This is a genomic window from Pseudomonas sp. GW822-FHT04H02, from assembly GCF_058800645.1.
This window is the reverse complement of sequence record NZ_JBXAMM010000001.1, coordinates 253267-266111: the sequence shown is the minus strand read 5'-3', so window position 1 is coordinate 266111 and position 12845 is coordinate 253267. Positions and strand designations below refer to the sequence as shown.

General features: G+C 67.1%; 11 protein-coding genes. 4 read left to right on the top strand and 7 right to left on the bottom strand.

Annotated elements, in window-relative coordinates; genetic code table 11:
- Window positions 1-61: 61 nt before the first annotated feature.
- Both hglS and AC1RMG_RS01280 read left to right on the top strand, forming a co-directional pair.
- Window positions 62-1456, top strand: coding sequence for a 2-oxoadipate dioxygenase/decarboxylase HglS (hglS, locus tag AC1RMG_RS01285; RefSeq protein WP_493168062.1), 1395 nt, complete (start codon window positions 62-64; stop codon window positions 1454-1456).
- Between the two features lie 140 nt (window positions 1457-1596).
- A complete protein-coding gene (locus AC1RMG_RS01280) occupies window positions 1597-3018 on the top strand; it encodes an FAD-binding oxidoreductase (RefSeq protein WP_493168060.1) in 1422 nt (473 codons plus the stop codon).
- Window positions 3019-3030: 12 nt separating this feature from the next.
- On the opposite strand, the gene AC1RMG_RS01275 is transcribed toward AC1RMG_RS01280, so the two are convergent.
- On the bottom strand, window positions 3031-3396 hold the full coding sequence (locus AC1RMG_RS01275; RefSeq protein WP_368995639.1) for a hypothetical protein: 366 nt from the start codon (window positions 3394-3396) through the stop codon (window positions 3031-3033).
- A 184-nt stretch (window positions 3397-3580) separates the two neighbouring features.
- Here AC1RMG_RS01275 and AC1RMG_RS01270 point away from each other — a divergent pair, with 184 nt between their 5' ends.
- A complete protein-coding gene (locus tag AC1RMG_RS01270) occupies window positions 3581-3967 on the top strand; it encodes a hypothetical protein (RefSeq protein WP_053150494.1) in 387 nt (128 codons plus the stop codon).
- A gap of 269 nt (window positions 3968-4236) precedes the next feature.
- On the opposite strand, the gene AC1RMG_RS01265 is transcribed toward AC1RMG_RS01270, so the two are convergent.
- The 4 genes from AC1RMG_RS01265 to AC1RMG_RS01250 form a co-directional block, all read right to left on the bottom strand.
- On the bottom strand, window positions 4237-4824 hold the full coding sequence (locus AC1RMG_RS01265) for a hypothetical protein (protein ID WP_026020035.1): 588 nt from the start codon (window positions 4822-4824) through the stop codon (window positions 4237-4239).
- Window positions 4825-4933: 109 nt separating this feature from the next.
- Complete coding sequence (locus AC1RMG_RS01260; protein ID WP_019093658.1) at window positions 4934-6019, bottom strand: lipocalin-like domain-containing protein; 1086 nt, start codon at window positions 6017-6019, stop codon at window positions 4934-4936.
- On the bottom strand, window positions 6009-8489 hold the full coding sequence (locus AC1RMG_RS01255; RefSeq protein WP_493168057.1) for an ABC transporter permease: 2481 nt from the start codon (window positions 8487-8489) through the stop codon (window positions 6009-6011). The genes AC1RMG_RS01260 and AC1RMG_RS01255 overlap by 11 nt, the downstream gene beginning before the upstream one ends.
- Window position 8490: 1 nt before the next feature.
- Window positions 8491-9159: an ABC transporter ATP-binding protein gene (locus AC1RMG_RS01250; RefSeq protein ID WP_125063907.1), complete on the bottom strand. Its 669-nt coding sequence runs from the start codon at window positions 9157-9159 to the stop codon at window positions 8491-8493.
- 164 nt (window positions 9160-9323) lie between these two features.
- On the opposite strand from AC1RMG_RS01250, the gene AC1RMG_RS01245 reads away from it, so the two are divergent.
- Entirely contained in the window at window positions 9324-9872 is a 549-nt protein-coding gene (locus AC1RMG_RS01245) for a YniB family protein (protein ID WP_401019308.1), read from the top strand.
- A 43-nt stretch (window positions 9873-9915) separates the two neighbouring features.
- Here AC1RMG_RS01245 and AC1RMG_RS01240 read toward each other — a convergent pair whose 3' ends face one another.
- Complete coding sequence (locus AC1RMG_RS01240; protein ID WP_015635023.1) at window positions 9916-11643, bottom strand: PAS domain-containing hybrid sensor histidine kinase/response regulator; 1728 nt, start codon at window positions 11641-11643, stop codon at window positions 9916-9918.
- Window positions 11627-12790, bottom strand: coding sequence for an alcohol dehydrogenase-like regulatory protein ErcA (ercA, locus tag AC1RMG_RS01235; RefSeq protein ID WP_011060523.1), 1164 nt, complete (start codon window positions 12788-12790; stop codon window positions 11627-11629). The genes AC1RMG_RS01240 and ercA overlap by 17 nt, the downstream gene beginning before the upstream one ends.
- Between the last annotated feature and the right edge of the window lie 55 nt (window positions 12791-12845).

Below are 12845 nucleotides of genomic sequence, written 5' to 3'. Positions count from 1 at the left end.
AGCAGAATCGAGGCCGACCCGCCCTTTCACGCCTCGCCCCTCTGCCACGGGAAGCCTGTTCATGAGCAACCAGCACTTCGTCAGCCCGGACCTGATCCGCCAGGGATTTTCCCGGGCGATGTCGGACATGTACCGCGAGGAGGTGCCGCTCTACGGCGCCCTGATGGATCTGGTGGCCGAAGTCAACGCCCAGGTCCTGGAGCGGCAGCCGGCGCTTGCCCGGCACCTGCAGAGCAGCGGCGAGTTGCAGCGCCTGGACCTGGAGCGCCACGGCGCGATCCGCGTCGGCAGCGCCGCCGAGCTGGCGACCCTGGCCCGGCTGTTCGCGGTGATGGGCATGCAGCCGGTGGGCTACTACGACCTGACCCCCGCCGGGGTGCCGGTGCATTCCACGGCCTTTCGCGCGGTGCACGAAGCGGCCCTGCAAGTCAGCCCGTTCCGGGTCTTCACCTCGCTGCTGCGCCTGGAGCTGATCGACAACCCGGAGCTGCGCAGCTTTGCCGAACAGGTCCTGGCCCGGCGCCAGATCTTCACCCCCCAGGTGCTGGAACTGATCCAGCAGGCCGAGGCTGCCGGAGGCCTGGACGCCGAAGACGCCGAGCGCTTTATCCGCCAGGCCCTGGAAACCTTCCGCTGGCACCACCACGCCACGGTGACCGCCGCCCAGTACGCCAGCCTCAGCGCCCAGCACCGGCTGATCGCCGACGTGGTGGCCTTCAAGGGCCCGCACATCAACCACCTGACCCCGCGTACCCTGGACATCGATGAAGTGCAACGGCTGATGCCTGACCGCGGCATCACCCCCAAGGCGGTGATCGAAGGCCCACCACGCCGGGAATGCCCGATCCTGCTGCGCCAGACCAGCTTCAAGGCCCTGGAGGAATCCGTGGCCTTCACCGACCAGGTCCAGAGCCAGGGCAGCCACAGCGCGCGTTTCGGCGAGATCGAACAGCGCGGCGCGGCGCTGACCCCCAAGGGCCGCGAGCTCTACGACCGCCTGCTGAACGCCGCCCGCGACGCCCTGGGCGACTTCCCCAACGAAGCCAATGCCCAACGCTACAACCAACTGATGCAAGAGCACTTCAGGAAATTTCCCGACAGCCACCCAGCCATGCGCGAACAGGGCCTGGCCTACTTTCGCTACTTCGTCAGCGAAACCGGGCTGGCCGCGCGCAACCAGCCCCAGCGGCCCACCACCCTGGCAGCGCTGCTGGCGGCCGGGCACCTGAGCGCCGAACCCCTGGTGTATGAAGATTTCCTGCCGGTCAGCGCCGCCGGGATCTTCCAGTCCAACCTGGGGGACGACAGCCAGAGCCACTACGCCGGGCAATCCAACCGCCAGGCGTTCGAAGCCGCCCTGGGCCGCCCCACCCTCGACGAACTGCAGCTCTACGCCCAGACCCAGCAGCGCTCCCTGGAGCACTGCGCCGCCACCCTGGGCCTGCCGGCGCTCTAAGGCGCAGGGCAGGCCCGCGGGCCGATGCCGGCCTTGCAGCCGGTGCGCTGCCCCCATGGTCATGGACCCGTCGCGGCGTTATTCTGCCGCCACTTGCGCCCCCATCAGCGGCGCGCCACCACCAGGGATGGACACGGCGAATGAGATTCGCGATCGGCCTGTTTTTATGCGCGGCACTCGGCGGCGCACTCACCACCCACGCCGCAGAAACCGTCAACGACATCACCCAGCTCAACCCCATAGTGGTGGACCAGGTGGTGCGCCCCACCCGCCTGGAGCAGATCGTCCAGCTGGTGGCCGGGCACCCCGGCCCCATCGCCATTGGTGGCGGGCGCTACAGCATGGGCGGCCAGACCGCCACCGAACAGGCCTTGCAGATCGACATGCGCGGCTTCAACCGGGTGCTCGACTTCTCCAAGGAACGCAAGGAAATCACCGTGCAGCCGGGCATCACCTGGCGCGCCGTGCAGGACTACATCGACCCCCACGACCTGTCCGTGAGCATCATGCAGAGCTACGCCAACTTCACCGTCGGCGGCGCCCTGAGCGTCAACGCCCATGGCCGCTACATCGGCTACGGCCCGCTGGTGAGCTCGGTGAAATCCATCAAGCTGGTGCTGGCCGACGGCCAAGTGGTGGACGCCAGCCCGCAGCACAACCGCGACCTGTTCTACGGCGCCATCGGCGGCTACGGCGGCCTGGGGGTGATCGTCCAAGCCACCCTGCAACTGAGCGACAACGTGCGCCTGCTGCGTAGCGTCGACGAGATGCCCCTGGGGGACTACCGCCCCTACTTCCAGGCCCGGATCCAGAACAACCCCAAGGTCATCCTGCACAACGCCGTGCTCTACCCCGACCAGTACCAGACCCTGCGCGCGGTTTCCTACAGCCAGACCGACCTGCCGGTCACGGTCAAGGAACGCCTCACCCCCCTGGACCAGAACTACTGGAAAGAACAGAAGGCCCTGAAAGTGGTGAGCCAGTGGCCCGGCGGCAAGACCCTGCGCCAGGAAGTGATCGACCCCCTGGTGCTGAAAAAACCGCAAGTGTCCTGGCGCAACCACGAAGCCAGCCTCGATGTGCGTGAACTGGAACCCGACTCCCGGGCCAAGCGCACCTACGTGCTGCAGGAATACTTCGTGCCCCCCGACCAGCTGGAAAGCTTCGTCCAGGAGATGGGCGCGACCCTGCGGGCGCACAAGGTCAACGTGATCAACCTGTCGATCCGCCACGCCAAGGCCGACCCCGGCACCCTGCTGGCCTGGGCCAAGACCGAGGTCTTCGCCCTGGTGCTGTACTACCAGCAGAGCACCGCGCCAGAGGAACGGGAAAAAGTCGGCGTATGGACCCGCGCCCTGGTGGACAGGGCCATCGAGCGCGGCGGCAGCTACTACCTGCCGTACCAGATCCACGCCACGGCCCAGCAGTTTCGCGCGGCCTATCCACGGGCCGGGGAGTTCCTGGCGCTGAAGGCCCGGGTCGATCCGCAGAACAAGTTCCGCAACAAGTTGTGGGATGCCTATGGGCTGGGGGCCACAGGGGATGGGGCTGCCCAACCTTAAGGCCGGGGGCCATCAATGGGCCGCGGAGCGCAGTGGCGCCAATACCTTGCGTTGCTGCAGGTAAATCACTCCGTCACCGTCGAAGGCCAGCACCTTGTCGGTGGTCAGGGCGCTGGCGTCGCCGTCCTCGTACTTGAGCCAGCCCTCATCCCACAAGTCGCCACTTTCATGACGCACCTGCACAAAGAAATAAGGCGGCTCGGAGCGGGTGATCTCAATGTAATGCCCACCATCGGCCCCCCCCTGCCACCGCGCATCAGGGTGCTCGGCCAATGCATGGGCCGGCGTCGTGGAGAAGCCGTTCTTGAACACGACCACCGCCAGCAATACCAGCGCCAGTACGCCCACCGACATGAGCAAACGTTTTAACCAGATCAATCCAGGATCTCCGCTATCATTCACCGCCCTCGACCTGTCCCGGTCGGGCAATCGCGCATTCTGTTGAAGGCCCGCGCACTGTGCAATAACAAGCGCAGTGGCCGCTTGCCATCCAGGCCGGCCGCCCCCCCGGAAAGCCGGCTGGACGCCTCTTGAACCCGCAGTACCAAGGAAAGGATTGGCCATGCGTATCACCCTCAACACCCTCCATGTAGAAGCCGACCATAGCCTGTGGGTCAACTTCAGCAGTGCGTTCGGCGAAGGCCGGGGCCAATGGCTGGGCACGCCGCCACAGACGGGCCAGGTGCATGAGGTGGAGTTGAGCTTGGAGGACGATTTTGTCTGGGATCACAACCTGTGGGCCGCGACCCAGGACAGGCCACGCATCAGCCGGGAACAGGCGGGGCTGCGGGTCACCGGGCAGTTGCTGCCCCGGGAAGACGAGGCTGTCGCGGCGCTGGCCATAGGTCCGAACATCGTCCTGCTGTCGCTGCAGGGTGGCCACGCGCAGCCAGGCGGCTTCGTCAGCCTGCTTGCACGCCAGGTCAGCTTGAGTCCGGTGGCACTGTAGAGCGAGCACGGCAGGCTCGCGCCGGAGCATCCAGCCAGGGTCGATTCAGGGTGATGTACAGCGGGAAAGTCGCAGGACGCGACAGGGAAAGGTGTTCGCCCAGTGCTCTGGCCTTGGCAATCCTTGCACCGGTAAAGAGCCCTTGCACCGGGCGAACGGTTGGCATTCTAGTGCAACTGGCGGGGAAAGTCCGTGGGCAGATTCTGAATAAAACTGCACAGTGCAGTTAACCCGATTGCCCATTGCCTCCCCCGCTCAGTCCTGCCCCCTCAGCCTTCGTGGGCAGTGCTGACCTGCAGGATGTCGGTGTAGGTCACCAGCACGCTCTGGCCCACCTTGAGGTCCTTGAGGCGCTGCTGGACTTCGGGTTTCTCCACGCTCACCACTTTCTTGTTGCCCGCCGGGCCTTCGAAGGTCAGCTGGTTTTTCTTCAAGTCGATGGCGGTGATCTTCAACTGCACCTGCACCTGGCGATAGGCCGCGCCGCCGGGGTTGGGGTTGTCTGCGGTAGCGCGGACCACGCCGCTGGCTTCGCTGGAATCGGGCTTGCCCTTTTCAACATCGGTGTCGAGCACCGCCACCACCGAGTGGGTGACCGTGACCTTGACCTGATCGCCGACCTTGAGGTGGCCCAGGTCCTTGGCCTGATCGCTCAATTGCACATGCACCGGCTTGCCCCCGGCGCCTTCGAGCACCACCTGGTGCTTGGCGGCGTCCACCGACAGGACCTTGGTCACCACCTGGTCGGCCTCGATGGCCCCGGACAGCGGGATATCGGCGGCGTGTGCGGCAAGGCTGGCGGTGCCCAGCACAGTGGCCAGGGCGATGGCGCGGGCCAGGGTATTGAGGGTTTTCATCATGAACATTCCTTGTGGTTGAGAAACACACTGACTTTCAGTCAGGCCCTTGAGCATAGACGCCCTGCCAGCTTTCACCGGGGGGATGGGTGCAAGCGTCGCGGCGCCCTCAATAACCGGTCATCTCCAGGTAGCCGCTGCCACTGTGGCTGCCAGCGAATTGCAGCGGCCCTTCCCAGTAGGGAATGCTCAGGTTCATCCAGGCCTGGGGGTTCAGGGCCCGAGTGGTGATATCCAGGCCCTTGGCGGGGATCTTCAGTTGCCAGGTGGTGGGCAGGCTGCGGCCCTGGACCCTGGACTGGGCCAGCGGCAGCAACTGGATCTGCTCCTTGCCCAGGCTCTGGGTGTGGCCATCGGTGCTGATCCAGGTGCCGGTGATATAGGGCGCCTTGTCCCGCTCGCGAACCCGGAACAGCATCAGCCGCTCGCCGCTGTCCAGGTGCAGAGAGAACCAGTCCCAGCCGCTCTGGTCGGCGCCCAGGGGCTGGCTGCTCCATTCCCGGTCGAGCCAGGCCGGGCCGCTGACCTGATAGCGCTGGCCATCGATCTGCAACTCCCCCGCGGCCTGGAAGAACGGCTGGCTGTAGTAGTAGGAGGCCTGCCCCTGGTCGGACTTGCGGCTGTAGCCGCCCTCGCCCTGCAGCACCAGCGGCCGGCTGCTGGAAAGCTGCAGGCGATAGGCGAACCCCGGCCCCGCGGCCTGCACCTGCATCCGCGCCAGGGGGTCGCCGGCGCTGTTCAGGGTGCTCAACTGCCAGTCGTCGATCCAGGCCTGGAACGGCTGCGCGATCACCCCGGCCTGGCCGACGCCACCCCGGGCATAGCGCTCGGCGGCGTGGTGGCTCTGGGCCGACGTGGCCGCTGCATGGCCCAGCCACACCAGCGGCGCGCCCCAGCCCGGCTGTTCGGGAGCGGCCCGCAGGGCACTGCGAAACAGCGTCCACTGCACGCCGAAGCGGCGGCCCTGGGCGTCGCTCAGGTCTGCCGTGAGGTACCACCACTCGATGCGAAACCCGTCATGGGCACCGTGGTCGGCAGGAAAGCTGAAACTGCGCCCCGGCAGCACCGGGGTGAAGGCCGCGGCCTCGCTGCCCAGGCCGGCGAAACCCTGGGGCGGCTCGGCGGGCTGTTCACAACCGGCCAGCAGCGCCAGCAGCAACCCCGCCAGGGCCCGGCCCAACACATCAGTCTTCATGGGCAAAAGTCCTCAGCAGGTCCGCCGGTTGCGCGCGGTACAAACGCAGCAGCGGCCAGGCCGATGCCAACAGAGTCGCCAGCATGGCAAGGCCCAAAAGTTGCAGAAGCTGCCCGGGGAACACCCGCAACGGCAGGCGCCAACCAAAGGCCTGGACATTGATCACGCTGTCCAGGCACCAGGCCAGGAGGATGCCCAGCGGCAGCGCCAGGACCAGGGTGAGCAAGGCCAGCAGCCAGGTCTGCCCGAGGTTCAGCAGCATCAGTTGACGCCGCCCCACCCCCAGGGCCCAGAGCGGCGCCAGCTGGCCCAGCCGGCTCTGGCTCTGGGTCAGCAGGCTGATGAACAGCGCCACCCCGGACACCCCCAGGGTCAGGCTGTTGAGGGCGGCGGTGGCGGCGAAGGTGCGTTCGAAGACCTGCTGAGACCAGCCCTTGAGCCGGGCCTGATCGATGATCCGGCTGTCGTCCAGGGCGAACTGCTGTTGCAAGGCGCCGACCAGCCCGGGCATCGCTCCCGGCGCCAGGCGCAGGTTGAAACGGCTCGGCGTCAGCGCTGGCCAATGCGCCAGCAAGTGCCCGGCATTCACCAGCAGGTGGCCCTTGGGGTTGCCATAGTCGGCGTAGATCCCCACCACCCGGGGCGCCCACTGCCCGACGGGCACCGGCAGGCTCAGGCGGTCGCCGGGGCGCACCTTCAGGCGTCGGGCCAGCTGTTCACTGAGCATCAGGGTGTCCTGGCTCGCCAGTTGTGCCCAGGGCTCGGCGCCGTCGCTTTCCAGGAGCGGCCAGTGCTGGCGGTAGCTGGGATGGTCGATCACCCCATACAGGTCCGCCGGCCAACCCTGCACCTGCAACGCCACCTGCCAGCTGGGCAGCACAGCGGCCACCTGGGCCTGTTGCGGCAACCAGTCCAGCAACTGCCGGGCCTGCTCCGGGCTCTGCGGATTGACATACAACTCGGCGCTCAGGCGTTGCTCCAGCCAGTCGTTGAAGGTTTCGCGAAACCCTGCCGTCATGCTGCCGGCGCCGATATTCGCCGCCAGCGCCAGCAGCAGCGCCATCAGGGCCAGGCTCAGGGCCGGCAGTTGCTGGCGGCAATCGGCAAGAAACCACTGCCCCAGCACCCCACGCCGGCGCCCGAGCAAGGCCCCCAGCACCGCATCGAGCAGCACCGGCAGGCCCAGGGCCGCCGCCAGCAGCAAGGCCGCCATCAGCACAAAGCCGCTGGCCAGGCTGTCGCCCCACTGCCACGCCGCCAGGGCCAGCAGCAGCGCCACTACGGCCACCGCACCCTGGCGGCGCAGCCAGCGGGCATGGGCCTGATGCCAGGCCTGGGGGTTGGCCAGGGCCAGCAGCGGCAGGCGCGCCGCCCGCAGCAGGCTGGCGGCGCCGGCCAGCAAGGCCCCCAACAGGCTCAGGCCGATACCGCTGAACCACCACCCGGGGCTGAGGTTCAACTGCCCCGCCACCTCGGCGCCGTACAAGCCGCGCAGGCTGGCAGCCACGTCCGGCAGCAGCAGCCCGGCCAGCAGGTAGCCGCTGATGACCCCCGCCACTCCACCCAGCAGCGCCAGGGCCCCCAGTTCCAGAATCAGGCTGAAGATCAGCAGCCGCGCACTGACCCCGCAGGCGCGCAAGGTCCGCAGCAGGCCACGACGCTGCTCCAGGGCCAGGCCGATGGCGGCATGCACGATAAACAGCCCGACCACGAAGGACAGGAAACCCAAGGCATCCAGGTTCAGGTGAAAGCTCTCGGTCAGGCGCGCCAGGGTGTTTTCCGATTCGCCCGAATGCAGCACCAGTTGCCCCGCCAGCTCGGCCGGCAAGGGCGGCGCGCGGGCGGCAAAGTCCCGGGGCAGCAGCAGGCGGCTCAGTTGCCCCGGCTGGTCCAGTACCTGCTGGGCAAAGCCGATGTCCATCAGCAGCAGCCCCAGGGCCATGTCCGCCTGCACCTGCAACGGCGGCAGCAGCCGGCCATTGCTGGCCCGGGGCTGCTGGCCCTCGCGGTAGCCGAGGCTGGCCAGGGTCTCTGGGGCAACCCAGGTACGCCCCGGCGGGCTGAAGAATTCCACCACCTGCTGCATCGCCAGTGGCTTGCCGGCCACTGCGGAACCGGCGGGCAAGGACAAAGGCTCGATGCCCATCAGTTGCAGGCGCAGCGCCTCGAAGCCCTGCAACTGCACCCGCCCTTGCAGCACCGGCGACACCGGCCAGCCGGCCCGGCGCAGGTCGACGAACCATTGCTGGGCAAAGCTTGCGCCAGTGGCCGTGCCCAGGCTGGCCTGGGGTTCACCGCCAATCAACTGGCTGGCCCGGGCATAGCTGTCCCGGGCCTGGCTGTTGAGGGCCAGGACCCCAGTCAGCAGGCTGGTGGCCAGCCACAAACCGGTGAGCACACTGAAGAACTGCACCGGGTGCTGGCGCCAGTGGCTCAACAGCGCCTGCAAGGTGCCACGCAGCACCCGCATCTCAGGCCCCGCCCGCTGCGGCCAGGCGGCCACGCTGCAGGACCACGGTGTGTTGCAAACGGCTGGCCACGCGCTGGCTGTGGGTCACCATCAGCAAACTGGTGGGGCTGTCGGCCAGCAGTTCCAGCAGCAAATCCAGCACCTGGTCACTGGTGGTTTCATCGAGGCTGCCGGTGGGTTCATCGGCCAGCAACAGCCCCGGCCTCGACGCCAGGGCCCGGCCCAAAGCGACCCGCTGCTGCTGGCCGCCGGACAACTGTTCGGGGTAGCGGCGCAGCAAGTCCCCCAGGCCCAGGCGCTCCACCAACTGCGCCTGCCAGCGCGGATCGAAGCGCCCGGCCAGGCGCGCCTGGAAGCCCAGGTTGTCCTCGACCCGCAAGCTGCCGATCAGGTTGAACTGCTGGAACACCAGGCCGACTTCGGTGCGGCGCCAGTTGGCCAACTGGCTTTCGCTCATGCGCTCCAGGCGCTGGACGCCGATGCGAATACTGCCGGCATCCACCCTGTCCAGCCCGGCCACCAGGTGCAGCAAGGTGCTCTTGCCGCTGCCGGATTCGCCCATCAGCGCCAGGCTGCTGCCCTGCCCCAGGTGCAAATCGACACCCTGCAGCACCGCCAGCGGCCCCTGGGGGGTGGCATAGCTCTTGAACACTCCTTGTACTTCCAGCATGGGCTGACTCGTCCGACCTGAAGGGGGCTCAAGGATAACCCGTGTCGCCCATGGCACCAGCGCAAACCTGCAGCGCTGCAACCGATGAGCCAGGGCGCGCCCCTATCGCCCAGCGGCCACGGAATATAGTATTGCGGCCCTTTTGTTCATTGCAGGAAGCACCCATGACCTACACCAGGGCCCAATTGCAGTACCGGCTGTACATCGCCGCAGGCGCACTGTTGTTTACCGGTGCCTTGATCTCGACCTTTTTCTCGACCCTGAAAATGCTCCATTGGCGCCTGGACAGCTACACCGCCATGGCGCGCACCATCAACCGCCCGATCGAGCAGTTCACCCTCATGGTCTGGGAAAACACCCGCCCCCTGAACTGGCTCTGGGACAACAGCCCGACCCCCGACTTCATCCGCCTGAGCAACTCCGTGCACTGGAAGTTTCTGCTGATCTACCTGCTGATCTTCGTCGGCGCCGCCCTGTTCACCTCAGGCCGGATGCTGATGCGCAAGGTCGAGGAAGTGGAACCGCTGATCGAGGCCCAGCTCAACGCCCCGGTCGAGGAAGGCGTACCCGCCAAGACCCTGCAACAGTTGGAGGACTCGACCCTGGTGGGCAAAGCGCCGTCGTTCTTCAGCCAGACCCGCCTGCTGGTGGTCTGGCCCCTGGGCGGTGCAGCGGTCTACCTGGGCCTGCTGTGGATGCTGCGCATCATCTGAGCCCCGCGCGGCGCATCGATTTGGCCGCCCCCCCTTGCCACCACTAGCCCAGCAACTGGCTGAGCACGGCCCGCAATTTGCCCGGCTTCACCGGTTTGTTGAGCAGCGGCGCGCCCAGTTGCTGCAAGGCGCGGCGGCACTGGTCGCTGCGGTCGGCGGTGATGATCACCGCCGGCAGCGGTTGTTGGAAATGCTCGCGCAAGCGCCTGACCACCTGGCAGCCGGTGACCCCGTGATCCAGGTGAAAGTCCGCCAGGATCAACTCCGGCGCCCGGCCCTGCAGCACCTCCAGGGCCGCGGCCTGATCGGTGGCGGTCAGCACCTCGCAGCCCCACTGGCCGAGCAGCGCGGCCATGCTTTCAAGAATGCTCAACTCGTTGTCCAGCACCAGCAGGCGCCGCCCCGGCAGCGGGTTGCCGGTGCCCGGCTGCGGCGCCTGCTGGCTCAAGGGCAAGGGCACCCGGGCCGCCAGTGGTACCTCGATGCTGAACCGCGAACCGTGCCCCGGCCGCGACGCTACCTGCACCCGATAGCCGAGGATCTTGGCGATGCGCTCGACAATCGCCAGCCCCAGGCCCACCCCTTTGCGGTCGGCGGCGCGGCCTACATCCAGCTGGTTGAATTCAAGGAAAATCGACTCCAGGCGGTCGGCGGCAATGCCGCGCCCGGTGTCCCACACCTCCAGCCGCAACTGGTCGCCGCGACGGCGCGCCGCCAGCAGGATGCTGCCGCGCTCGGTGTAGCGGCAGGCATTGCTGAGGAAGTTGCGCAGGATCCGCGTCATCAGCCGCAAGTCGGTGAACAGGGCAAAGTCACCGAAGCGCACTCGCAGCCCCAGCCCCGCCGCCTCGGCCACCGACTGGAACTCGGAAACCAGGGGCGCGAGCATTTCATCCAGGCGGTAGGTGGCCAGGTCCGGCTTCACCGCCGCCTGATCGAGCCTGGAAATATCCAGCAGGTCGGTGAGCAGGTCCTCGGCGCCTTCCAGGGCCTGGTGGGTGCGTTCCACCAGCAGTTGCTCCGGGGCCGGCAGGCTGCGCTCGCGCAGGGTGGAAATCAGCAGGCGTGCGGCATTCAGAGGTTGCAGCAGGTCGTGGCTGGCGGCGGCCAGGTACTTGTCCTTGCTGCGGTTGGCCGCCTCGGCGGCGTCCCGGGCCTCGCGCAGGTCGCGCTCGATGCGCTCGCGCCGGGCGATCTGCTGCTGCAGGTTGCGGTTGGCGTCCAGCAACTCATCGGTGCGCGCCGCCACCCGCTGCTCCAGCTGGTCGTTGAGCTGTTCCAGGTGCTGCTGGGCCAGCTTGCGCTCGGTGATGTCGGCGACGAACCCTTCCACCAGCCCGTCCTGGTCGGGCTTGAGCAACAGGTTCATCAGCACATCGATGCTGCTGCCGTCCTTGCGCCGCAGCTGGGTTTCGTAACCCAGCAGGCTGCGCTGGTTCTGCAACTGCTCGCCGATGGCCGCCAGTTCCCCGGCGCCGCCCACGAACAGATTGCCCGCCAGGTCGGCCAGGGAAAACAGCACTTCCTGGGGGTCCTGATACCCCAGCATGCGCGCCAGGGCCGGGTTGGCGGCACGCATGCCGGCCTGCAGGCTGGCCTGGAAGATGCCGTGCACCGCGTTCTCGAACAGCCACTTGTAGCGGTTGCGCTCGGTTTCCAGGTCTTCCAGGCGTGCCGCCAGTTCCGGGTAATGGCTCTTGCGCGCCGAGTGGTTGCCCAGCCCCAGGAGCCCGGCCAGGGCCCGTTGCTGTTCGTCAGAGGGCCTCGCCATAGACCACCTCGACATCACGCTGGCTGGATTCACGAGGGTTGGTGAGGATGCATGGGTCGCCCATTGCGTGCTGCGAGAGGAACGGAATATCGCTGCTGCTGACCCCATGCAGGCCCAGGGTCTCGTGGAAGCCGATGGCGCGCTTGAGGGCGATCAGGTGCTCCACCAGGCGCCCGCAGATCTGCCGCTGGTTGAGCCCGCGGCAGTCGATGCCGAAAGTCTCGGCAATCACCTTGAAGCGCTCCGGCGCCGCGCTGTAGTTGAAGGCCACCACATGCTCCACCAGCACCGCGTTGCACAGCCCGTGAGGCAGGTCGAGAAAGCCCCCCAGGCTGTGGGACATGGCATGCACCGCGCCGAGGATCGCGTTGGAAAACGCCAGCCCGGCCTGCATGCTGCCGAGCATGATCTTCTCGCGCAGGGCGATGTCCGAGGGGTTGGCGATCATCTGCACCAGGTTGCCGTTGATCAGGCGCATGGCTTCCAGGGCGTGGGGATCGGTCAGCGGCCCGTGGCCGGTGGAAACGAAAGCCTCGATGGCATGCACCAGGGCGTCGATGCCGGTGCAGGCGGACAGGAAGGGGTCCATGCCCTGGGTGGTTTCCGGGTCGATCAGCGACACATCAGGGACCACCGCCTTGCTGACGATGGAGAACTTCATCCGCTCCTGCTGGTTGGAGATGATCACGAACTGCGAGACATCCGCCGAGGTGCCCGCGGTGGTCGGGATCATGATCAGCGGGGGGCTGGGCATGCGGATGGTGTCCACCCCCTCGAACTCGAGGATACTGCGCCCGTGGGCGGCGACGATGCCGATGCCCTTGCCGCAATCCATGGGGCTGCCGCCACCGACCGCGACGATCACATCGCAGGCGTTTTCCCGGTAGATCTGCGCGCCGTGCATCACCTCCTCCACCCGCGGGTTGGGCGACACCGCGCTGTACAGGCAGTACTCGACGCCCTGGGCCAGCAGGCTGGCCTCGACATCGGCGACCCAGCCGGCGGCGATCACCCCGGGGTCGGTGACCACCAGCACCTTGCGCGCACCGAAGGTCTTCGCATAGTTGCCGACGTTGTGCCGGCAACCGGCGCCAAAGATGATTTCCGGAGAGACGAACTTGCGCAGCAGACTGAGATTCTGGCCCATGGGGGAAGCCTGTTTTCTTATTGTTCTGGAGAAGAACGCCAGCCTAAAGCATCCG

What these genes read in the sequence shown, in the direction of transcription:
- AC1RMG_RS01270 (WP_053150494.1), top strand. Translation starts at nt 3,581, where the DNA reads ATGCGTATCACCCTCAACACCCTCCATGTAGAAGCCGACCATAGCCTG.
- AC1RMG_RS01260 (WP_019093658.1), bottom strand. Translation starts at nt 6,019, where the DNA reads ATGAAGACTGATGTGTTGGGCCGGGCCCTGGCGGGGTTGCTGCTGGCG.
- AC1RMG_RS01280 (WP_493168060.1), top strand. Translation starts at nt 1,597, where the DNA reads ATGAGATTCGCGATCGGCCTGTTTTTATGCGCGGCACTCGGCGGCGCA.
- hglS (WP_493168062.1), top strand. Translation starts at nt 62, where the DNA reads ATGAGCAACCAGCACTTCGTCAGCCCGGACCTGATCCGCCAGGGATTT.
- AC1RMG_RS01255 (WP_493168057.1), bottom strand. Translation starts at nt 8,489, where the DNA reads ATGCGGGTGCTGCGTGGCACCTTGCAGGCGCTGTTGAGCCACTGGCGC.
- AC1RMG_RS01265 (WP_026020035.1), bottom strand. Translation starts at nt 4,824, where the DNA reads ATGAAAACCCTCAATACCCTGGCCCGCGCCATCGCCCTGGCCACTGTG.
- AC1RMG_RS01245 (WP_401019308.1), top strand. Translation starts at nt 9,324, where the DNA reads ATGACCTACACCAGGGCCCAATTGCAGTACCGGCTGTACATCGCCGCA.
- AC1RMG_RS01250 (WP_125063907.1), bottom strand. Translation starts at nt 9,159, where the DNA reads ATGCTGGAAGTACAAGGAGTGTTCAAGAGCTATGCCACCCCCCAGGGG.
- ercA (WP_011060523.1), bottom strand. Translation starts at nt 12,790, where the DNA reads ATGGGCCAGAATCTCAGTCTGCTGCGCAAGTTCGTCTCTCCGGAAATC.
- AC1RMG_RS01240 (WP_015635023.1), bottom strand. Translation starts at nt 11,643, where the DNA reads ATGGCGAGGCCCTCTGACGAACAGCAACGGGCCCTGGCCGGGCTCCTG.